Raw genomic sequence first — 21,979 nt, forward strand, 5'->3', positions numbered from 1 at the left:
GGGCCGGGGAGTGTGGAGACACTCCCCGGCCCGTTCCGTCGTGCGTGGCGCGTGTGGCTAGTGGCCGGCGATCAGGGACAGCCCGTAGAGGACGACCCCGCCGCACAGGGCGAAGCAGACGTACGCGCCGGCCAGGGCCAGCCGCCCGCCGCCCGCGGCCCCGGCGGTGCCCTCGCCCGTACCGGCGGCGCTCACCGAGGCCTCGCGGCGGGACAGCGCCAGGATGCCGAGCGCGAAGACGGCGACCACGGCGACGGTGATGCCGAAGCTGAGACCGGCGGTCTGGGCCAGGGCGTTCCACTTGATGTGCATGGTGAGTGCTCCTCAGCCGGTGGCGCTCAGGCCGCGACGGTGGTCGAGGCGGGGGTGGGGGCGTTCGCGGTACCGGCCGGTGCGACCTCGACCGGGGTGACGTCGACGTCGTTGACGTTGTCCGCGCCGACCGGCTGGCGGCGGGAGATCACCCACATCGCGGCCGCGCCGGCCACCAGCACGGCACCGACCAGGGCGACGCCCCAGCTGCCCTGCTCGGCCAGCAGGGCGGCGCCGCCGGAGACCACCGCGGCGGCCGGCAGGGTCAGGCCCCAGGTGTAGACCATGCGGCGGACCAGGCTCCAGCGCAGCTCGCCCTTCGGGCCGCCGAGGCCGGCGCCCATGATGCCGCCGGAGCAGACCTGGGTGGTGGAGAGGCCGAAGCCCATGTGCGAGGAGGTCAGGATGACGGTCGCGGCGGCCGACTCGGAGGCGAAGCCCTGCGGCGGGCGGATGTCCGCCAGGCCCTTGCCCATCGAGCGGATGATCCGCCAGCCGCCCATGTAGGTGCCGAGCGCGATCGCCGCGCCGGCGGAGACGATCACCCAGGTGGGGGGCAGCGCGCCGTGCGGCAGGGCGCCGACCGAGACCAGGGTCAGGGTGATGATGCCCATCGTCTTCTGGGCGTCGTTGGTGCCGTGCGCGAGCGAGATCAGCGAGGAGGAGAAGACCTGGCCGGTCTTGAAGCCCTTCTCGGTGGTCGCGGTGTTGCCCTTGCGGGTGATCGCGTAGGCCAGCTTGGTGGCGCCCCAGGAGGCCAGTCCGGCGACGAAGGGGGACGCGACGGCCGGGATGAGGATCTTGGTGACCACGGTGTCGAAGTTGACGCCGCTCGTGCCGACGCCGACGATCGTGGCGCCGATCAGGCCGCCGTACAGGGCGTGCGAGGAGCTGGACGGCAGGCCGCGCAGCCAGGTCAGCAGGTTCCAGAGGATCGCGCCGGCCAGGGCGGCGAAGATGATCTCGGGATGGACGCCGGCCTTCTCGTTGACGATGCCGCCGGAGATGGTGGTGGCGACCTTCACGGACAGGAACGCGCCCGCGAAGTTGAGCAGGGCCGCGATGGTGACCGCGACCTTCGGACGAAGGGCCCCGGTCGCGATCGCGGTGGCGGCCGCGTTGGCGGTGTCGTGGAACCCGTTGGTGAAGTCGAAGGCGAGCGCCGTGATGATCACAACGGCTACCAGGAACGAGATGTGTTCCATACCCAAACAATCGTCGTAGTTGTCGCACGGACGTTGGTGACGTCGCGACCGTAGGTCTGCTTGGTAAACGGAAGGTGAACTGGGTCGGGAATCGTGGTTCCAATGGTTGACTCGCAGTGACCACTGGGTTTCGTCGGGGTGACATACGGCGCGCTGAGCAGGACATTAGCGAAGAACGCGCCGGTTCGACCCGGTTTGCTGAGAGCTGTCTCACAGGTCAATCGAGAATTAACCTCCCAGTCCGCATGCGCCCTGTTTCCGGTGAGTAACCCGTGGGAGGATCTGCGGGATCCGGGAAGCCGGGACAGGGGCAGTGCGCGGCGGGGAGGACCAGTCATGGGCGGGGCGGGACAGAGAGCGGAGACGGCACGCGTACGGCCCTGGGTACGGGCGGCACTGCGCTGCGGAGCCGTCCTCGCGGCCGCGGCGCTCGCGCTGCCGGTCGGCGCGGCGGCCGCCTGGGCCGCACCCGACCCGGGAGCCGGGCAGGTCGTCGCCGGCGCGGACCCGCTCGCCGACGCCAAGGCCACCCTCGGCCCGCTGCTCGACCGGCTGCACGCGCTCTACCAGAGCGCCGAGGCCGCCACCGAGCAGTACAACGGCGCCGTCGCCAAGGCGGCGGAGCAGCAGACCTCGCTCACCGACCTCCAGGGCCGGCAGGACCGCCAGCAGAAGCAGGTCGACGCCGGCACCGACATCGCCTCCCAGCTCGCCGCCGCGCAGTACCGCAACGGGTCCGCCTCGGCCTACGCCGAGCTGCTGCTCTCCAAGGACCCGTACGAGGCGGTCGTCATCGCCGAGCTGCTCGCCTCGGCCAGCCGCTCGCAGTCGGAGTTCCTGGACAAGCTGAAGAGCGACCGGGACGCGCTGGACGGGCTGAAGAAGCAGACCGAGGAGGCGCTGAAGACCTCCCAGGCGCTGGTCGCCCAGCAGGACGCGGCCAAGGCCAAGGCCGCCTCCGACCTGGCCGCCGTCGAGCAGACGGTCGCCACCCTGACCGGCGCCCAGCGGGCCGAGCTGGAGCAGCTGGAGAAGGCCAAGGCGGACGAGGCGCAGCTCGCGTTCCTCGCCTCCGGGGCGCTCGGCAAGGGCGAGCGCACGCCCTCCCAGCAGGGGCGCGGGGCGATCGCCTTCGCGCTGGCGCAGGTGGGCAAGCCGTACCTGTGGGGCGGCACCGGCCCGGACGCCTACGACTGCTCGGGCCTCACCTCGCAGGCCTGGCTGCACGCCGGCCGGCCGATCCCGCGCACCAGCCAGGAGCAGTGGGCGCAGCTGCCGCACGTGGCGCTCAACCAGCTGCGGCCCGGCGACCTGGTGGTGTACTTCCAGGACGCCTCGCACATCGGGATGTACATCGGTGGCGGGCTGATCGTGCAGGCGCCGCGGCCCGGGGCGTTCATCAAGATCTCGCCGATCGGCTCGATGCCGATCCTCGGCGCCGTCCGGCCGGACCCGACCGGTGCGGCGGACGAGGCCGGCGGCGCCTGGAAGGTGCCCGACCTCCCGGCGAACTGGGACTCCGTGACGCCGATCGCGCCGAGCCCGGCCAACCAGGTGCCGGCCCCGCCGGCCACGGGCGGCACGGTGACGCCGCCGGCCGTGCCGGGCACGCCGACCGACCCGGGCACGCCGAGCACGCCGGGCGGCACCGGTACGCCGACCGACCCGGGGACGCCGACCGGCGGCACGCCGACCACGACCCCGACCACGACCCCGACCGGGACGCCGACCGGGCCGGGCACCCCGAGCGGGACCGGCACGCCCACCCCGACCGGGACGGGCACCCCGACGGGGAGCCCGAGCGGCACCGGCTCGGCGACCGCCACGGCCGCGGGCAGTGCGACGGCGACGCTGCCGCTGGGCACCCCGACGCACTGACGCGCCGGACAGTCAACGAGGAGGCCGCCCCACGTCACCGGACGCGGGGCGGCCTTCGCGGTGCTCGGGGTTACGCGCCGCTGTCGGGGGCGAAGCGGATCACGACCGCCTTGGAGGTCGGGGTGTTGCTGATGTCGGCGGTGGAGTCCAGCGGCACCAGCACGTTGGTCTCGGGGTAGTAGGCCGCCGCGCCGCCGCGGGCGACGGGGTAGTGGACGACCCGGAAGTGCGGGGCGCGGCGCTCCACGCCGTCGCTCCACTCGCCGACCAGGTCGACGTACCCGCCGTCGGTCAGTCCCAGCTCCTCGGCGTCCGCGGGGTTGACCAGGACCACCCGGCGGCCGCCCTTGATGCCGCGGTAGCGGTCGTCGAGGCCGTAGATCGTGGTGTTGTACTGGTCGTGCGAGCGCAGGGTCTGGAGCAGCAGCCGGCCCGGCGGGACCTCGGGGGCGGTCAGCGGGTTGACGGAGAAGTTGGCCTTCCCGGTCGCGGTCGGGAAGGTGCGGGTGTCCCGGGGGCCGTGCGGCAGGGTGAAGCCGCCGGGGCGGCGGACCTTCTCGTTGAAGTCCTCGAAGCCCGGGACGACGCGGGCGATCCGGTCCCGCAGGGTGTCGTAGTCGGTGGCGAAGTCCTCCCACGGCACGGTGTCCCGCGGCCCGAGCACGGTGCGGGCCAGCCGGCAGACGATCGCGGTCTCGGAGAGCAGGCCGGGGGCCGGCGGGCGCAGGCCGCCGCGCGAGGCGTGCACCTGGCCCATCGAGTCCTCGACGCTGACGAACTGGGCGCCGCGTGCGCTGACGTCCCGGTCGGTGCGGCCGAGGGTGGGCAGGATCAGGGCGCGGGCGCCGGTGACCACGTGCGAGCGGTTGAGCTTGGTGGAGACGTGGACGGTCAGCCGGCAGTTGCGCATCGCGGCCTCGGTGACCTCGGTGTCCGGGGTGGCCGCGACGAAGTTGCCGCCCATCGCGAAGAAGACCCCGATCCGGCCGTCGCGCATGGCGCGGATGGTGTCCACCGAGTCGAGGCCGTGCTCGCGCGGCGGCTCGAAGCCGAACTCCCGGCCCAGGGCGTCCAGGAAGGCGTCGCCGGGGCGCTCGAAGATGCCCATCGTCCGGTCGCCCTGGACGTTGCTGTGCCCGCGCACCGGGCAGACCCCGGCGCCGGGGCGGCCGACGTTGCCGCGCAGCAGCAGGAAGTTGACCACCTCGCGGATGGTCGGCACGGCGTGCTTGTGCTGGGTGAGGCCCATCGCCCAGCAGACGATGATCTTCTCGGACTTCAGCACCAGCCGGCCGAGCTCCTCGATCTGCTCCCAGGGCAGGCCGGTCGCGGCGAGCACCTCGGCGCGGTCGGTCCGCCGCGCCTGGGCCTCGAACTCCTCGAAGCCGTAGCAGTGTTCGGCGACGAAGTCGCGGTCGACGCCGTCCTGTTCCAGGACGATCCGGTTCAGCGCGCGGAACAGTGCGAGGTCCCCGCCGAGGCGGATCTGCAGGAAGAGGTCGGTCAGCTTGGTGCCGTGGCCGACCAGGCCGCGCGCGTGCTGCGGGTTCTTGAACCGCTCCAGGCCGGCCTCCGGCAGCGGGTTGACGCTGACGATCGTGGCGCCCGCCCGCTTGGCGCGCTCCAGCGCGGAGAGCATCCGGGGGTGGTTGGTGCCCGGGTTCTGGCCGGCCACGATGATCAGGTCGGCCTGGTAGAGGTCCTTCAGGCTGACGCTGCCCTTGCCGACGCCGAGCGTCTCGGTGAGCGCCGAGCCGGAGGACTCGTGGCACATGTTGGAGCAGTCCGGCAGGTTGTTGGTGCCGAGCCGGCGGGCGAACAGCTGGTACGCGAAGGCGGCCTCGTTGCTGGTCCGGCCGGAGGTGTAGAAGGCGGCGCCGTCCGGGGTGTCCAGGGCCTTCAGCTCCTCGGCGACGAGCGCGAAGGCGTCGTCCCAGGAGACCGGCGTGTAGTGGGTGGCGCCCTCGTCCAGCAGCATCGGCTGGGTGAGCCGGCCCTGCTGGCCCAGCCAGTAGCCGGAGCGCTCGGCCAGGTCGGCGACCGGGTGGGCGGCGAAGAACTCGGCGCGGACGCGGCGCTCGGTGGCCTCCTCGGCGACGGCCTTGGCGCCGTTCTCGCAGAACTCGGCGGTGTGCGGCTTGTCCGGCTCCGGCCAGGCGCAGCCGGGGCAGTCGAAGCCGTCCTGCTGGTTGACCTTGAGCAGGGTGGCCAGGGTGCGGCGGGCGCCCATCTGCTCGGCGGCCATCCGCAGGCTGTGGCCGACGGCGGGCAGCCCGGCGGCGGCGTGCTGGGGCGCGGACACCTCGGGGGCGTCCTGCGCCGGGTCGCTCTGCGGGGCCTGCTTGGCCATGGCCGCTCTCCTCGGGCTCTGCTGGTGCGTACCGCCGCCTTCGTGCGGGGGTTCGATTCCATCCTTCCACCTGGCCGGGGGCCGGGGGAGGGGGTGGGCGGGGAGGGGCGACGGCGGGGCGAAGGGCGGCGGCCGGCGTCGGTAGAGTCTGGGCGTCATGGCGGGAGGGGAGCGCGCGTGCGAGTCGGGGACGTCCTGGACGGCCGGTACGAGCTGGTGGAGAAGCTCGGGCAGGGCGGGTTCGGGGTGGTGTGGCGGGCCGAGGACACCCGGATGGGGCGGCCGGTGGCGGTCAAGGTCATCGGGCACCACGGCGGCGACCGGGCGAAGGCCGCGCTGCGGTTCGTCCGGGAGGCCGGCGCGGCCGGCAACCTCTCGCACCCGCACATCGTCACGGTGCACGACCTCGGGCAGTGCGAGCTCGGCGGCGAGGAGGTCACCTACCTGGTGATGGAGCTGCTCACCGGCCGCACCCTCACCGAGGTGCTGGAGGCGGGGGTGCCCGAGCCCGGGCTCAGCCTGCGCTGGGGGCGGCAGATCAGCGGCGCGCTGGCGGCCGCGCACGACGCGGGCATGGTGCACCGGGACATCAAGCCGGACAACGTGATGATCACCGACGCCGGGCACCTGAAGGTGCTGGACTTCGGCATCGCCCAGCTGGACACCGGCGCGGGCGGGCTGACCACCACCGGGACGATCGTCGGCAGCCCGGCGTACATGGCGCCCGAGCGGTGGACCGGCGGCCGGGTGGACGGGCGGGCCGACCTGTACGCGCTGGGCTGCGTCCTGGTCGAACTCTTCACCGGGGCACGGCCGTTCGGCGGGGACTCGACGCCGGTGCTGATGTATCAGCACCTGAACGAGGTGCCCGCGCCGCTGGACCCGGCGCAGTTCGGGCTGCCGCCGCAGGTGGCCGGGCTGGTCGCGGAGCTGCTGGCGAAGGACCCGGCGGACCGGCCGGCCGACGCCCGTACGGTCGAGCGGCGGCTCGCCGAGCTGGCCGGGTGGGCGGGCGGCCGGGCGGGTGCGCCGGCGCCGGTGCCGACGGTGGTGGAGCGCCCGGCACCGGTGGTGCCGCCTCCGCCGAGCGCCCCGCCGGTCGTTCCCGCGCCCGCCGTTCCCCCGCCCACCGTGCCGCCTGCCGTTCCCGCGCCCGCTGTTCCCGCTCCCGCCGCGCCGCCCGCCGTCCCGTCGGTGCTGCCGCCGCTGACCACGCCGCCGGTGACGGCCGCGCCGCCCTCCGAGGCCGTACGGGCCGGGCTGCGCGAGCGCCGGTCGGCCGCGTACCGGGCGGCGACGGCCGGCGAGTCGGCGATGCTCCTGCAGACCGTCGCCCAGGAGTGCGTGACCGTGCTCGGCGCGAGCGACCGGGACACCCTGTGCACCTGGCGGGACTTCGCCTGGTACCTCAGCCGGACCGGGGACCTGAACGGCGCGATCCGGCTGCTGACCGCCCTGGTGGGCGACATGCGCTCGGCGCTCGGCCCGCTCGACCCGGACACCCTCGGCGCTCGCTACCACCTGGTCTGGTGCGTCGGCGAGAGCGGTGCGCCGATCACCACGATCCGGCTGATGCACGAGCTGCTGCCCGACCTGCACGCCGCCTGGGGCCCGTACGACCCCCGGGTCCTGAAGGCCCGGCACGACCTCGCGCTGCACCAGGCCAACCGGGGCGACCCGCAGGGCGCGGTGATCCAGCTGCACGGGCTGCTGCCGGACCTCGCCCGGGTGCTGGGCGAGCAGCACCCGAGCACCGTGCAGGCCTGGCAGGACCTGGCCGGCTACCAGCGGCAGCTGGCCGAGGCCGGCCGCAAGGGGCCGGGGCCGCGCCGCCGGACGCCGCGGATGAGCCCGATGGAGGCGCTGGTGCTGGTGCGGCGGCTGCGGGTGTGGGACTTCGCCACCGACGAGCAGGCCCGGGCCTGCATGGACGCGCTGGACCGGGGGATCGGCCTGAAGGGCGTCGCGGACGTGGTGTTCGACGCGCCGGACCACGTCTCGGACGAGGACCTGGTGGAGGAGATCTTCGGAGCCTGAGCGCCGCCGCCACGGCGCCCAGGCCACGCCGGTGCCGTCGCCGCGGTGCTCAGGCCGATACCGCCGTCACGGTGCGCACGCCGCCAGCGCCGGGGCGGCCGCCGGGAGCGCGGCCAGGGCCCGGAGCAGGGCGCGGGCGGCGGCGTCGTTCTGCCGGAAGCCGGGGGCGTCGGTGCGGGGGCGGGCGAAGGCGGCGGCCGCGCGCAGGCTGGTGTGCGGGCCGAGGGCGGTGCGGCGCGGGTGCGGGGCGCCGCCGAGGGCCGGGTCCAGCAGCCGGCTGTCGGCGGCGGCGATGGTGACCAGGCCGGAGCGGTGGGTGTAGTCCGGGTCGGTGACCACCTCCTCGACGATCCGTCCGGTGCGGTGCAGTTCGCCGAGCACCGGGTCCAGGGTGCGGGCCAGCGCGTGCTTGGGCAGGTACGCCTCGACCAGGGCCGTCGCGGTGACGTGGTGGCCGGGCACGGTGGCGCCGGAGGCCCGCCAGGTGCCGCTCGCCTCGTCCCGTTCGATCCGTACGTCCGCGCCGAGGAAGCGCACCACCCCGGCCTCGGAGAGGGCGAGCAGCTGGCGCAGCCGGAACCCGGGCGGGCCGGAGGCGAGGAAGCTGAAGTAGCCGAAGAACCACTCGTCCACCTCCTCGGCGAGGGAGCGGGCGGTGAGCCGGCCGCTGGCGACGACCCGGGGGAGCCGGCCGAACAGCGAGAGCAGGGCGAGGAAGGCGCCGAGGTCGGCGCTGTGCGCGGGGTCGGCGCGGCGGTCGGCGTCGGCGGTGACGTACCCGCGCAGGTGCGCCTGGAGCTCCTCGTCGGTGCCGAGTTCGAGCCCGGCCAGCGGGTGGTCGAGCCGTTCGAAGTCGATCCGGTCGGCCGGGTCGGGGACGGCCTCGGCGACCAGGGCGGCGAGTTCGGGGGAGTACCAGGCGTGCTGGTCGTAGCGGGCGAGGAACTCCGGCCAGGGCAGGGCGGTGCGCCCGGGGTGGGCGTGGAACAGCTCGTGGTAGTGCCCGAAGGCGATCTCCTTGGCCATCAACGGCCAGAAGTCGCGCCGCAGTTCGAGCTGTCCGCCGGTGGCGAGCACGGCGTCCACGGCGGCCTCGTCGAAGTACCGGGGGAGCGGGGCGGGCGGCCCCTGGAGGCGGTAGCCGGTCTTGGAGTGGTACGGGACGCCGCGCCGGGAGCCGAGGTGGAGCACCGGCTCGCGGCCGGAGGGGTGGTAGCGCAGCGCGGGCCCGTCCCCGGTGGGCTCGAAGCGGCCGCCGCGGCCCTCGGTGAGCAGGGCGACCAGGTCCACCGAGGCGAGGCCGAGGCCGCGCAGCACCACGTGTTCGCCGGGGGCGAGGGCGGCCAGGTCGTCGGCCGCGTCGGCGGAGTAGGCGGGCGGGAGGTGGAAGCGGCCGTGCCGGGCGGCGAACCGGGCGTCGGCGGCGTAGCGCGGGTGCGGGACGGAGTCGAGGTGGCCGAGGGTGAGCACGACGTGGTCGGCGGCGAGGGTCCGGTCGCCGAGGTGGACGGTCTGCGGGCCGTCGGCCGGGCCCTCGATCCGGTGGACGGTGTCGCGGTGGACGGTGACCGTGACGTGGGCCGGCAGTTCGGCGACGGCGCGGCGGAACACCCAGTCCAGGTAGGCGCTCTGGGCCCGGCGGGTGGGGAAGTCGGTGGGGGCGAGGGTGCGCAGCTCGGCCCGGACGGCCGGGTCGGCGACCTCCCGGTAGGGCGCGAACTCCTCCTGCCGGGGCGCCCATTCGGCGAGCGAGGGGCCGGGGCGGACCGGTCCTTCGAGGGTGGAGCGCTCGTCGGTGAACATGGTGACGTCCTCGGCCATCGAGTTCATCCGCAGCAGCGGGGACTGGTCGTGGCGCCAGATCCGGCCCGCGCCCGGCGGGTACGGGTCGACCAGGTGGATCGCCAACGGCCGGTCGGCGGGCAGGAGTTCGGCGGCGTTGGCGGCGATCCGCTCCAGCAGCCCGGTGCCGCGCGGGCCGGCGCCGACGATGACGAGCTCCGTCATGCCCGCACCACCTTGACGAGGGCCGCGCGGGCCCGCTGCAGCGGCGTGGGCGGCAGGCCGTCGCGGGTGGCGCCCCGGGCGAAGCGGCGCTCCACGTAGTACTGGCCGATGGACAGCAGGGTGGTGACCACCAGGTACCAGATGGTGGCGACCATCAGCATCGGGATGACCTGGTACGACTGGAGGTAGACCAGCTGCACCGAGTAGAGCAGGTCGGAGACGGCCAGCACGCTGACGATGCTGGTGCCCTTGAGCGCGCCGATCAGCATGTTCCCGGCGGTCGGCACGATCGCCCGCATCGCCTGCGGCACCACGATCCGGCGCAGCACCCGCCACCGGCCGAGCCCGAGCGCGGCCGCCGCCTCCAGCTGGCCGCGGTCGACGGAGAGGATGCCGCCGCGGATCACCTCGGCGGCGTACGCGGTCTCCAGCAGGGTGAGGCCGATGACGGCGGTGAGGGTGGGGCCCATCAGGTTGACGGTCTTGACCGTGACGAACTCGGGGCCGAACGGGATGCCCAGGCCGAGGGTCGGGTAGAGCGCGCCGATGTTGAAGAAGAACAGCAGCTGCACCAGTGGCGGGGTGGAGCGGAACACCCAGATGTAGCCCCAACTGAGCGTGCGCAGGACGGGGTTGTCGGACAGCCGCATGGTGGCGAGGACGGTGCCGAGCACGAAGCCGAGGGCGAGGGTGGCGGCGGTCAGCCAGAGGGTCAGGGCGAGGCCGTCGAGCACGGAGCGGGCGGTGAACCAGTCGGCGACCACGCTCCACTGGAAGGCCTTGTTGCGGACCACCGAGTTGACCGCCATCGCGGCCAGCAGCAGGGCGACGGCGGCCGCGGCCCACTGGCCGGGCTTGCGGCGGGCGACGATCCGGGCCTCGGGGGCGGGCGGCGCGTCGGGGCGGTCGAGGAGGGTGGGGGCGGGCAGGACGTCCTGCGGGGTGGCCATGGCGGCGGCTCCTGGGCGGAGTGCGGGCGGGGAGAGGTACGGCGGTGGTCACGTACGGGGGCGGCGGCCCGTGTCCCTCAACACGGCCGGCGCGTGGCACTGCACTCCGCGTCGATCGTACGCACGCGCGATCGACGGCTGTCAAGGGTGGTCGGGGGTGCCGGACGGCTTCGTCGAAGCGCGTCGAAAAACCGACAGGAGATCGCAACAGTGCGGCAATGATGGATGGTTGACGTACCGATCGGCCGACTGTTCAACTTGGGGCCATGTACGCCGAGCAGCCCCTGGTCACCCGCGACCACATCGACTTCGGTCGGGTGTGGTCCGCGGCGTGTCGCGGCTGACCCGGCAGCGGGCCGCCCGTCCGGCCTGATCCCCCGGCGGGGAGAGCCCTCCCTCGGACCGCCCCGTCGCGGCCGGATCCGTCGTCGACGACCGGCGACGCGTCAGGCCCCCGCTGCCGCCGATGACCCCGCACTGCGCTCCGGCCCTCCCGCGCTCCGGCCCTCCCGTCGCCCGGCACCTCCGCTCCCGCACCCCTCCCACCGTCACCCGCTCGACGGCCGCCCCGCCGCGGCCGCCTCCGGTGCCGCCCACCCGCGGTCCACCGGACCTCCACCCACCCCGAAAGGTTCCGCCATGCCCGTCGAATTCCTCGGCATCGCCGCCACCGGCGACGGTTCGGAGACCACCGCCCGCACCACCGCCGCCTTCGACCGCGACTACACCCTGCGGCTGGCCCGGGCGCACGAGGACCACGGCTGGGACCGGGTGCTCTTCGCGTACGGGGCCGGCGCCCCCGAGCCGGCGGCCGCGGCGGCCTTCCTCGCCTCGCACCTGGACCGCCTCCAGATCCTGCTGGCGCACCGGCCGAACGTCTCCTACCCGACCTTCGCGGCCAAGACCTTCGCGACGCTCGACCGGATCAGCGACGGCCGGCTGACCGTCCACTTCATCACCGGCGGCAACGACCACGAGCAGCAGCGCGAGGGCGACTTCCTGACCAAGGACCAGCGCTACGAGCGCACCCGCGAGTACATCGGCATCGTCAAGAAGGCCTGGACCAGCCGGGAGCCCTTCGACCACGAGGGCCCGCACTACCGCTTCAACGACTTCGTCTCGGACGTCTTCCCCGTGCAGCAGCCGCGCCCCGGGGTCTCCTTCGGCGGCTCCTCGGACGCGGCCTACGCGGCCGGCGGCGCCGAGGCGGACGTCTACTGCCTGTGGGGCGAGCCGCTGGCCCGCACCGCCGAGCAGATCGAGCGGGTGCGGGAGGCGGCCCGGGCCGCCGGGCGCACCGACGTGCCGCGGATCCAGGTGGCGTTCCGGCCGATCATCGCGCCGACCGAGGCGCTGGCCTGGGAGAAGGCGCACCGGACGGTGGCCGCGATCCGGGCCCGCCGGGGCGCCGACCGGCCGGAGGGCGTCCCCGAGGCCGTGACACCCGAGAACACCGGCTCCCGGCGGCTGATCGAGATCGCCGAGGCCGGCGAGCGCTACGACCGCGCGCTGTGGACCCCGACCGCCGCGGCCACCGGCGGGGCGGGCAACTCCAACGCGCTGGTCGGCACCCCGGAGACGGTCGCCCAGGCGCTGCTCGACTACTACGACCTCGGTGTGGACATCCTCTCCGCGCGCGGCTACCACCTGCTGGACGACGCGATCGACTTCGGCCGGTACGTCATCCCGATCGTCCGCGAGGAGGTCGCCAAGCGGGACGCCGCCAAGGCCGGGGCCGCCCGGGCCGAGCGGGCCGAGCGCGACCGCCACCAGCTGATCGCGGCGCAGGCGTGAGCGCGGCCGGCGGGTGGGAGTTCCGCAAGGCGTCCGTCGACGACCCCCTGGTCGAACCGCTGCTGCGCGAGCTCACCCACGAGTACGTCACCCGGTACGGCCCCGAGGCGCACCAGGAGATGACCCGCTACCCGGGCGAGGCCTTCGCCGAGCCGCACGGCGTGCTGCTGCTCCTGCTGGAGGACGGCGAACCGGTGGCCGGCGGCGCGTACAAGCGCTACGACGAGCGCACCGCCGAGGTGAAGCGGATGTGGACGCACTCCGCGCACCGCCGCCGGGGCCTGGCCCGCCGGGTGCTGGCCGAGCTGGAGCGGACGGCCGTCGCGGCCGGCTACAGCCGGTTCTACCTCACCACCGGGCCGCGCCAGCCCGAGGCCAGGAACCTCTACCTGGCGGCCGGCTACACCCCGCTGTTCGACGTCTCGGCCGATCCGCTGACCATCGGCCCGCTCCCCTTCGAGAAGCGGCTGCCGGTCCTCGGACCGCAGTCGCCCGTTCTGGCCCACACTCCCTGAAAGGCCCCCCGTGAGAACCAGCACCGTCCGCCGCCGCCTGCTCGCGACCGCCGCCCTGCTGCCGGTCCTGGCCCTGGCCGCCTGCGGCTCGGACCCGAAGATCGCGGGCGCGGCGGCGGGCGGTCCGTCCGCCGCCGCCACCGAGGACCTCGTCTCCGGCCTCAGGACCTCGCAGGCCGCCGCCGCGCTGCTGCCCGAGGACGTCCGCGCCGCCGGCACGATCAGGTTCGGCTCGTCCTTCGGCACGCCGCCCAGCGCCTTCTACACCGACCAGGCCGACCGGAGGCCCGCCGGGATCGACGTGGACTTCACCGACGCGGTGGCCAGGCTGCTCGGCCTGACCGTGCAGCGCGAGCAGGCCGCCTTCGAGACCATCCTGCCCGCCCTGGACAGCGGGAAGTACGACGTCGGCACCGGCAACTTCGGGGTCACCGCGGCCCGGCTGAAGACCATCGACTTCGTCACCTACATCGACGACGGCCAGGGCTTCGCGGTGAAGAAGGACAACACCGCGATCCAGCCGGTCACCGACCTGGTCCAGCTGTGCGGACTGACCATCGGCACCGGCGCCGGCACCACCTTCGAGACCACCCTCAACAGCCGGAAGAGCGTCTGCACCGACGCCGGGAAGAAGCCGTACGAGGTCAAGGCGTTCAGCGAGAGCGGCGCCCTGCTGACCAGCCTCCAGCAGGGCCGGGTGGACATCGAGATGTCCACCATCAACGGCCTGCGCCACCAGGTCGCGCAGGAGGCCTCCGGGACCCGCTTCCTCAACGAGTTCCACCGCCTCGACGTCGGCTTCGCCCTGAAGAAGGGCTCGAAGCTCGCCCCGGCCCTCCAGGCGGCGGTCAACCAGCTGATCAAGGACGGGACGTACGAGCGGATCCTGCGCAAGTGGGGGGTCGCCGAGTCGGCGATCAAGGAGTCGCAGATCAGCCCGCCCGAGCACGCCTGAGCGCCGGCCCGAGCGAAGGAGACCCCCGATGACCACCGCCACCACCGCCACCACCGGGACCAGCGCGGCCCCGCCCAGCCGGCCGGCCCCGGCCGCCGCCCTCGACCTCGACCGGCTGGCCGGCCTGCGCACCGTCCCCGCCCGGCACCCCTGGCGCTGGGCCGCCGGGATCGCCGCGCTGGTCGTGCTCGCCCAGTTCGCCCACGGCCTGGCCACCAACCCCGGCTGGGACTGGGCCACCTTCCGGCTCTACTTCACCGCCGACACCATCCTCCGGGCGATCGGACGGACCCTCGAACTCACCGCCTACGGCACGGTGCTGGGCTTCCTGCTGGGCACCGTGGTGGCCGCGATGCGGCTGTCCCGCAGCGCGATCCTGCGCTCCATCGCCTGGGCCTACGTGTGGGTGTTCCGCTCGATCCCGCTGATCGTCCAGCTGGTGTTCTGGTTCAACCTCTCCTACCTGTACAAGCGGTTCGGGATCGGCATCCCGTTCGGCCCGACCTTCGGCGAGGTCGAGACGGTCGGGGTGCTCAGCGCGCTCGGCGCGGCGGTGCTCGGCCTCGGGCTGCACCAGGCCGCGTTCGCCGCCGAGATCATCCGCGGCGGCATCATCGCGGTGGACGCCGGCCAGCGCGAGGCCGCCGCCGCACTCGGCATCCCGCGCTGGCGGCAGGGCCGGCGGATCGTGCTGCCGCAGGCCATGCGCGGCATCCTGCCGGCCGCCGCCAACGAGGTGATCTCGCTGCTCAAGGGCACCTCGGTGGTCTACGTGATGGCCATCGGCGAGCTCTTCTACCAGGCCCAGGTGGTCTACGGCCGTACGGGCCGGGTGGTGCCGCTGCTGATGGTCGCCACCGTCTGGTACGTGCTGCTGACCACCGTGCTCTCGGTCGGCCAGTACTACGTCGAGCGCCACTTCGCCCGCGGTGCCCAGCGCACCCCGCCGCCCACCCCGTGGCAGCGCGTCCGGGCCCTCGCCCGGAGCCTGCCGGACCGCACCCGGCCCGCCGCCGCCCGTACCCCCGGAGGACAGTCGTGACCACCCTGACGAAGCCCGAGCCGAGCCCGGCCGCCCCGACCCCGGCCGCCCCGATGGTGCAGGTCCGCGGCCTGCACAAGAGCTTCGGCCGGCTGGAGGTGCTGCGCGGGGTCGACCTGGACGTCCCGGCCGGCTCGGTGACCGTGGTGCTCGGCCCGTCCGGCTCCGGCAAGTCCACCCTGCTGCGCGCGATCAACCACCTGGAGAAGCTGGACCGCGGCCACGTCGCCATCGACGGCGAGCTGATCGGCTACCGCCGCTCCGGCGACCGGCTGTACGAGCTCAAGGAGCGCGAGGTGCTGCGCCAGCGCACCGGCATCGGCTTCGTGTTCCAGAACTTCAACCTGTTCCCGCACCTCACCGTGCTGGAGAACCTGGTCGAGGCGCCGGTCTCCGCGCTGCGCCGCCCCCGGGCCGAGGCCAGGGCGACGGCGCTGGCGCTGCTGGAGCGGGTCGGGCTGGCCGACAAGGCCGCCGCCTACCCCCGGCAGCTGTCCGGCGGGCAGCAGCAGCGGGTGGCGATCGCCCGGGCGCTGGCGCTGGAGCCGAAGGTGCTGCTGTTCGACGAGCCGACCTCGGCGCTCGACCCGGAGCTGGTCGGCGAGGTGCTGGACGTCATCAAGGACCTGGCCCGCAGCGGCACCACGATGATCGTGGTCACCCACGAGATCGGCTTCGCCCGCGAGGTCGCCGACACCGTGGTCTTCATGGACGGCGGCGTGGTGGTCGAGCAGGGCCCGCCCGCCGAGGTCCTGGACCGGCCGCGGCACGAGCGCACCCGGGCCTTCCTGGCCAAGGTCCTCTGACCTTCCCCTTCCCCAACCCCCCTTCACCGAGCAGGAGTTCCGCCATGTCCCTACCCCGTCGCGCCCTCGTGACCGCCGCCGCGCTCACCGCAGCCCTCGTCCTGGCCGGCTGCGGCAGCGGCGCCACGGGCGCGGCGGGGGAGCTCGCCCCGGCCAAGGGCAGCACCGCGCCGGACGGCACGGTGGTGAACCTGTCGCCGAACCAGGAACGGGTCACCACGCCCAAGGTCGACGCGATCGCCGCGCTGGTCCCGGAGGAGATCAGACGGAAGGGGACGCTGAGCGTCGTCGACTCCATCGGCTCCACCCCGCCGCTGGACTTCTACGCCAACGACGACAAGACCATCATCGGCGTCGAACCGGACCTCGCCCTCCTGATCGGCAACGTGCTCGGCCTCAAGGTCGAGTTCAACCCGGTCTCCTGGGAGAACATCTTCGTCGGCCTGGACAGCGGCAAGTACGACGTCGGCCTGTCCAACATCACCGTCACCGAGGCGCGCAAGGAGAAGTACGACTTCGCCACCTACCGGCTGGACGTCCTGGGCTTCGAGGCGAAGAAGGGCGGCGGCCTCAAGGTCACCGGCCCCAGGGACCTCGCGGGCAAGACGGTCGGCGTCGCCACCGGCACCAACCAGGAGAAGCTGCTGGTCTCCTGGAGCGAGGAGAACATCAGGAACGGCCTCAAGCCGATCGACATCAAGTACTTCCAGGGCACCGAGTACTACCTGGCGCTCTCCTCCGGCCGGATCGAGGTCTACACCGGCCCCAACCCCAGCCTGGCCTTCCACGCCGTGCAGACCGGCGAGACCGAGGTCGTCGGCACCTACTCGGGCGGCGGCGCGGACGTCCTCGGCAAGATCGCGGCGACCACCCGGAAGGACAACGGCCTGGTCAAGGCGTTGAACGGGGCGATCGACGAGGTGATCAGGAACGGCACGTACGGGCAGGTGCTCAAGCGCTGGGGCCTGGACAACGAGGCCGTGAAGAGCTCCGAGATCAACCCGCCCGGGCTGCCCAAGCCGTAGCTGCCGGAAGTGGGCCCGGCTCGTTCACCCGTTCGTCCCCGCCCGCCGCTATGGTGACCCCTCCGACCCCTCCGGCGGCGAACGCCGAGCGGGCGCGGTCGGGTTGGGGGAGGGAATGGAGAAGGGCGAGGTGCTCGGCGGCCGCTTCCGGCTGGAGCAGGAGCTGGGCCGGGGCGGCTTCGGCGTGGTCTGGCGGGCGACCGACACGACCATCGACCGGCCGGTCGCGGTCAAGGTGCTGCTCGCCGAGCACGCCACCGACCGGGAGGCGGTCAGCCGGTTCGTCCGCGAGGCCCGGACGGCCGGCGGCCTCAACAACCCGCACATCGTCACCGTGTACGACTACGGGTGGACGGAGTCCGGCTCCGGGAAGATCCCGTACCTGGTGATGGAGCTGGTCCGCGGCCGGGCGCTGTCCGAGGTGCTCAAGGACGGCCGGCCGGACCACAAGCAGGGGCTGCGCTGGATGCGGCACGTGTGCAAGGCGCTGGACGCCGCGCACCGCTCGGGGATCGTCCACCGGGACATCAAGCCCGAGAACGTGATGATCGTGGAGGACGGGGAGCGGGCCAAGGTCCTGGACTTCGGCATCGCCCGACTGGTCACCCAGACCGTCCGGCTCACCTCCACCGGCAACGTGGTCGGCACCGTCCCGTACCTGGCGCCCGAATGCTGGTCCGGCGGCCCGGTGGACGGCCGGGCCGACCTCTACGCGCTCGGCATCATGCTGTACGAGGTCTGCACCGGCACCCGCCCGTTCCGCGCCGCCTCGGCCGCCGAGTACATGTACAAGCACCTGGAGGAGGTCCCGCCCCGAGTGCGCGGCAAGGACCCGGCCCTGGCCGGGCTGGTCGCCGAACTGCTCGCCAAGCGGCCCGGACAGCGGCCGGCCGGCGCCGCCGAGGTGCTGGAGCGGCTGCGCGCCATCCGGCCCGGGATGCTGCGCCCGGACGACCCCAGCCCGGAGCAGCTGCGCCGGCGGGCCGACCGGGCCTGGCGGCACGGGGAGGCCGGCGAGGCCGCGGAGGCGGTGGAGATCCTCACCGCGCTCGTCCCCGACTTCGCCCGGATCTGCGGCCCGGAGGACCCGCGCACCCTGCGCACCTGCCACGACCTGGCCCTCTGGCTGGCCCGGGACGGCAGCCCGGGCGCGGCCGCCGCCCTGCTGGACGAGCTGGCCCAGGTGCCCGGCGCCACCCCGGAGGCCCGGGCGGACGCCCGGCGCGACCTCGCGTACTGGCAGCGGGAGGCCGCCAGGCTCGGCCCGGGCCGGCCGCGGGCCGTCGCCCTGGCGGCGCTGCTCGGCGGCGGCGCGCAGGACGGCTGAGCCGCCTCCGCGCGGTCGGCCCCCGGGGTGTCAACCGTGCGGGCCGCCGAGCCGGGGCGGCGGCCGGAGCGCCAACCGGGAGGATTTCGCCCATCGGGACGGTCTGGCCCGCCGCCCCGGCGCGTTGGTATACCTCGTTGCCGGACTCGGGAGCGGCCTCCGGGCCGCCCCGGTGAGCTGCGACGAAAGGCTGGTGACGGATCGATGAAGCTCCTGCGCGTCGGACCCGCGGGCGCCGAGCGCCCGGTCGTCCTGGGTGAGGACGGCACCGCGTACGACCTCTCGGGGCGGACCCGCGACCTCGACGGGGCCTTCCTGGCCGGGCTGGACCCGGCCGCACTGGCCCGGGACGCGGCCGCCGGCGTCCTGCCGGTGCTGGACCTCGACGGCCTGCGGGTGGGCGCACCGGTGCCCCGGCCGGGCAAGGTGGTCGGCATCGGGCTCAACTACCGCGACCACGCGGCCGAGGCCGGGGCCGCGATCCCGGCCGAGCCGGTCATCTTCCTCAAGCCGGGCTCCACCGTGGTCGGCCCGTACGACGAGGTGCTGGTGCCGCGCGGCGGCGAGAAGACCGACTACGAGGCCGAGCTGGCGGTCGTGATCGGCCGCACCGCCCGCTACCTGGACTCGCACGCCGAGGCGGCCGGGGTGATCGCCGGGTACACGATCGCCAACGACGTCACCGAGCGGGCCTTCCAGTTCGAGCGCGGCGGCCAGTGGGACAAGGGCAAGTCGGCGGAGACCTTCACCCCGCTCGGGCCCTGGCTGGTCACCCCCGACGAGGTGGCCGACCCGCAGGCGCTGACCCTGCGGCTGTGGGTCAACGGCGAGCGGCGGCAGCACGGCAGCACCGCGGAGATGGTCTTCCCGGTGCTCGAACTGGTCCGCTACGCGAGCCGGTTCATGGTGCTGGAGCCCGGCGACGTGGTCATCACCGGCACCCCGGCGGGGGTCACCCTGGGCCGCCCCGGCACGCCGTACCTCGCCCCGGGCGACGTGGTCGAGATCGAGGTCGACGGGCTCGGCCGCCAGCGCCAGGTGCTCGGCAAGGCGTAATCACGCAGGCCGCCCCGACCCTTGGCACGGGGGTCGGGAGGGGCGCCGGGACCGCTCGGGAGCAGCCGCGCCGCCTAGGAGCCGCCGCCCAGCACCGCCCGCAGCCGCTCCGCCCGCTCCGGCCGCGGCCCCTCCAGCGCCAGCACCCCCGCCAGCACCTCGGCCGTCTGCGGGTCGTGCAGCGCCGTCGCCGCCGCCATCGCCGTGAACTGGTCCACCAGCCAGTCGCGCAGCTCCGCCACCGGCAGCGCGCGCCCCTCGTCCAGCCAGCTCAGCGACGCGCCCTCGACCACCGCGATCCAGGAGCGCACCAGCAGCGTCAGCCGCGGCCCGGCCTCCCGCACGCCCAGGTGGCGCAGCGTCCGGCGCAGCGCCTCCCGCCGGACGTCGTCCACGATCGCCGAGGTGCGGGCCGTCTCCACCACCGAACCGCCGCGCAGCAGCGCCGAGTAGCCCGCGTCGTGCTCGGCCACGAAGGCGAAGTAGCCGTCCAGCACCGCCGACAGCTGCTCGGACGGCGTCCCGCTCAGCCGCAGCGCGAAGCGGCTGCTCAGCTCGTCCGCCGCGGTGCGCAGCGCGGCCTCGTACAACTGCTGCTTGCCGCCCGCGAAGTAGCGGTACACCAGCGGGCGGGAGGCCCCGGCGGCCTCGGCGACGTCGTCCAGGCCCACCTCCTCGGGCGGCCGGGAGGCGAACAGCTCCAGGGCGACCGCGATCAGCTGCTCGCGCCGCTGCTGGACCGGCAGCCGCCGGTAGCCGGTGCGGCGCGGGCGCGGCTCGGGTGCGGCCGGGGCGGGGCTGGCTTCCATGGCGGCCAAGCGTAATGGGCGCCGGACGGATCGGATCCGGTCGCGCCGAACGGATTTTCGCAGGCGAACCCGGCTCGCAAAGGGGTTGCAAAGCTGCCGCGCCACGAAATGATGTCCGAATGCGTGAAGAACTGATCACCGCCGACGGCGCCACCCCTCGCCGCATCGCCGACGACCACGTCCGCGAACTGGCCGAGCTCGACCCGCTGACCGCGGTGTACCTCGGTCTCAACCTTGACGACGACCGGCTTCCCGACCTCTCCCCGGCCGGTCCCGAGGCCGTCGCCGACCTCGCCCGCCGCACCCTGGCGAAGCTCGACGAGGCCGAGCGGGCCGGTGCCGCCGACGACGAGGCGGAGCGCCGCTGCGCCCGGCTGCTGCGCGAGCGGCTGACCGCCGAACTCGCCGTCCACGAGGCGGGGGAGAACTTCCGCTCGCTGCGCAACCTGGGCTCCCCGGTGCACGACGTGCGGGAGTCCTTCACCCTGATGGGCACCGACACCGAGGCCGAGTGGCAGGTGATCGGCCGCCGGATGGCGCGGCTCCCGGAGGCGTTCGCGCAGTACCGGCGCACGTTGACGGAGGGCGTCGAGCGCGGCCTGCTGTCCGGCCCGCGCCAGGTGGCCACGGTGCTCGGGCAGTTCGCCGAGTGGCTGGGCGAGGACGCGCCCGCCGCCGAGCGGGTGCCCGGCGCCTGGTTCGGCACCTTCGTCCAGGGCGCGCCGGAGGGTCTGCACCCCGAGCTGTCGAAGCACGCGGTGGCCGCCGCCGAGGCGCTGGCGGAGCTGCGGGACTGGCTGCGCGACGTGTACGGCCCGGCCGCGGCCGGCGCCCCGGACACCGCGGGCCGGGAGCGCTACGTCCGCTGGGTGCGCTACTGGACCGGTGCCGACCTGGACCTCGACGAGGCCTACGCCTGGGCCTGGAGCGAGTTCCACGACCTGCTGGCGCAGATGGAGACCGAGGCCGAGAAGGTCCTGCCGGGCGCGGGTCCGCTCGCGGCGATGCGCTGGCTGGAGTCGGACGGCCCGGCGATCGAGGGTGCCGAGGCCGCCCGGGAGTACCTCCAGGGCCTGATGGACCAGGCCGTCCGGGACCTCCAGGGCACCCACTTCGACCTGGCCGAGCCGGTCACCCGGGTCGAGTCGAGGATCGCCCCGGCGGGCAGCGCCGCCGCGCCGTACTACACCGCGCCCTCGCTGGACTTCAGCCGTCCCGGGCGGACCTGGCTGCCGCTGGTGGGCCGGGACCGCTTCCCGGTCTGGGACCTGGTCTCCACCTGGTACCACGAGGGCGTCCCGGGCCACCACCTCCAGCTCGCGCAGTGGAACTACGTCGCCGACCGGCTCTCCACCTACCAGGTGAGCCTCGGCGGGGTCAGCGCCAACCTGGAGGGCTGGGCGCTGTACGCCGAGCGCCTGATGGACGAGCTCGGCTACCTCACCGACCCGGGCCACCGCCTGGGCTACCTCAACGCGCAGATGATGCGCGCGCTGCGGGTCATCGTCGACATCGGCATGCACGTGGGCCTGGACTTCCCGGCGGACTCCCCGTACCGGCCGGGCGAGCCGGTCGCCCCGGAGCACGCCCGGGAGTTCTTCGGCCTGTACTGCGGCCTGTCCGCCGACTTCCTGGACAGCGAGCTGGTCCGCTACCTGGGCCTGCCCGGCCAGGCGATCGGCTACAAGCTGGGCGAGCGCGCCTGGCTGCGCGGCCGGGCGGCGGCGAAGGCGGCGCACGAGGCGCGCGGCGAGGAGTTCGACCTCAAGGCCTGGCACATGGCGGCGCTCTCGCAGGGCTCGCTGGGGCTGGACGACCTGGTCGAGGAGCTCTCGGCGCTCTGAGCCACCACGCGGCGCGAGCCGTGGAACCAGGCCCCCGGGACTCGGTCCGCAGCCCCGGAGGCCTGGT

Annotated in this window: 17 protein-coding genes; 11 read left to right on the plus strand and 6 right to left on the minus strand. The window is 74.3% G+C overall.

Translation table 11 applies throughout. From position 1 onward, the window contains the following. Positions 1-57: 57 nt before the first annotated feature. Together ACFU7Z_RS06185 and ACFU7Z_RS06190 are read right to left on the minus strand one after the other, a co-directional pair. The gene (locus tag ACFU7Z_RS06185) at positions 58-312 is read right to left on the minus strand and encodes a hypothetical protein (RefSeq protein WP_380776536.1); all 255 of its coding nucleotides are present in this window, start codon (positions 310-312) and stop codon (positions 58-60) included. A gap of 26 nt (positions 313-338) precedes the next feature. After that, complete coding sequence (locus ACFU7Z_RS06190; protein ID WP_380776537.1) at positions 339-1,517, minus strand: anion permease; 1,179 nt, start codon at positions 1,515-1,517, stop codon at positions 339-341. A 336-nt stretch (positions 1,518-1,853) separates the two neighbouring features. On the opposite strand from ACFU7Z_RS06190, the gene ACFU7Z_RS06195 reads away from it, so the two are divergent. Further along, positions 1,854-3,395 (plus strand): NlpC/P60 family protein, encoded by a 1,542-nt coding sequence (locus tag ACFU7Z_RS06195; protein WP_074001432.1) that lies wholly within the window; start codon positions 1,854-1,856, stop codon positions 3,393-3,395. Between the two features lie 70 nt (positions 3,396-3,465). On the opposite strand, the gene ACFU7Z_RS06200 is transcribed toward ACFU7Z_RS06195, so the two are convergent. Continuing rightward, positions 3,466-5,745, minus strand: coding sequence for an FdhF/YdeP family oxidoreductase (locus ACFU7Z_RS06200; protein ID WP_074001433.1), 2,280 nt, complete (start codon positions 5,743-5,745; stop codon positions 3,466-3,468). A 177-nt stretch (positions 5,746-5,922) separates the two neighbouring features. Between ACFU7Z_RS06200 and ACFU7Z_RS06205 the strand changes: the two genes are divergently transcribed. After that, the gene (locus ACFU7Z_RS06205) at positions 5,923-7,782 is read left to right on the plus strand and encodes a protein kinase (RefSeq protein WP_380776539.1); all 1,860 of its coding nucleotides are present in this window, start codon (positions 5,923-5,925) and stop codon (positions 7,780-7,782) included. 66 nt (positions 7,783-7,848) lie between these two features. On the opposite strand, the gene ACFU7Z_RS06210 is transcribed toward ACFU7Z_RS06205, so the two are convergent. Next, complete coding sequence (locus ACFU7Z_RS06210) at positions 7,849-9,789, minus strand: FAD/NAD(P)-binding protein (RefSeq protein WP_380776541.1); 1,941 nt, start codon at positions 9,787-9,789, stop codon at positions 7,849-7,851. Further along, positions 9,786-10,739: an amino acid ABC transporter permease gene (locus ACFU7Z_RS06215; RefSeq protein ID WP_380776543.1), complete on the minus strand. Its 954-nt coding sequence runs from the start codon at positions 10,737-10,739 to the stop codon at positions 9,786-9,788. Before ACFU7Z_RS06215 ends, ACFU7Z_RS06210 begins: the two co-directional genes overlap by 4 nt. A 639-nt stretch (positions 10,740-11,378) precedes the next feature. Here ACFU7Z_RS06215 and ACFU7Z_RS06220 point away from each other — a divergent pair. The 8 genes from ACFU7Z_RS06220 (at position 11,379) to ACFU7Z_RS06255 (ending at position 19,259) form a co-directional block, all read left to right on the plus strand. Continuing rightward, the gene (locus ACFU7Z_RS06220; RefSeq protein ID WP_074001437.1) at positions 11,379-12,533 is read left to right on the plus strand and encodes an LLM class flavin-dependent oxidoreductase; all 1,155 of its coding nucleotides are present in this window, start codon (positions 11,379-11,381) and stop codon (positions 12,531-12,533) included. Next, complete coding sequence (locus ACFU7Z_RS06225; RefSeq protein ID WP_049655459.1) at positions 12,530-13,048, plus strand: GNAT family N-acetyltransferase; 519 nt, start codon at positions 12,530-12,532, stop codon at positions 13,046-13,048. The genes ACFU7Z_RS06220 and ACFU7Z_RS06225 overlap by 4 nt, the downstream gene beginning before the upstream one ends. Before the next feature lie 10 nt (positions 13,049-13,058). Then, positions 13,059-14,003, plus strand: coding sequence for an ABC transporter substrate-binding protein (locus ACFU7Z_RS06230; RefSeq protein ID WP_049655460.1), 945 nt, complete (start codon positions 13,059-13,061; stop codon positions 14,001-14,003). A gap of 28 nt (positions 14,004-14,031) precedes the next feature. After that, a complete protein-coding gene (locus ACFU7Z_RS06235; RefSeq protein ID WP_079271885.1) occupies positions 14,032-15,045 on the plus strand; it encodes an amino acid ABC transporter permease in 1,014 nt (337 codons plus the stop codon). Between the two features lie 53 nt (positions 15,046-15,098). Beyond that, a complete protein-coding gene (locus ACFU7Z_RS06240) occupies positions 15,099-15,851 on the plus strand; it encodes an amino acid ABC transporter ATP-binding protein (protein WP_049655467.1) in 753 nt (250 codons plus the stop codon). 44 nt (positions 15,852-15,895) lie between these two features. Further along, positions 15,896-16,876, plus strand: coding sequence for an ABC transporter substrate-binding protein (locus tag ACFU7Z_RS06245; protein WP_380776546.1), 981 nt, complete (start codon positions 15,896-15,898; stop codon positions 16,874-16,876). A gap of 115 nt (positions 16,877-16,991) precedes the next feature. Continuing rightward, positions 16,992-18,203: a serine/threonine-protein kinase gene (locus ACFU7Z_RS06250; protein ID WP_117489525.1), complete on the plus strand. Its 1,212-nt coding sequence runs from the start codon at positions 16,992-16,994 to the stop codon at positions 18,201-18,203. Between the two features lie 204 nt (positions 18,204-18,407). Continuing rightward, complete coding sequence (locus tag ACFU7Z_RS06255) at positions 18,408-19,259, plus strand: fumarylacetoacetate hydrolase family protein (protein WP_375876482.1); 852 nt, start codon at positions 18,408-18,410, stop codon at positions 19,257-19,259. 74 nt (positions 19,260-19,333) lie between these two features. Here ACFU7Z_RS06255 and ACFU7Z_RS06260 read toward each other — a convergent pair whose 3' ends face one another. Further along, on the minus strand, positions 19,334-20,068 hold the full coding sequence (locus tag ACFU7Z_RS06260) for a TetR/AcrR family transcriptional regulator (protein WP_074001443.1): 735 nt from the start codon (positions 20,066-20,068) through the stop codon (positions 19,334-19,336). A gap of 119 nt (positions 20,069-20,187) precedes the next feature. Between ACFU7Z_RS06260 and ACFU7Z_RS06265 the strand changes: the two genes are divergently transcribed. After that, positions 20,188-21,912 (plus strand): DUF885 domain-containing protein, encoded by a 1,725-nt coding sequence (locus ACFU7Z_RS06265; RefSeq protein ID WP_049657741.1) that lies wholly within the window; start codon positions 20,188-20,190, stop codon positions 21,910-21,912. Positions 21,913-21,979: the final 67 nt, after the last annotated feature.

Origin of the sequence: Kitasatospora sp. NPDC057518 (assembly GCF_042802075.1) — a bacterium.
In the GTDB taxonomy this organism is placed as follows: Bacteria; Actinomycetota; Actinomycetes; order Streptomycetales; family Streptomycetaceae; genus Kitasatospora.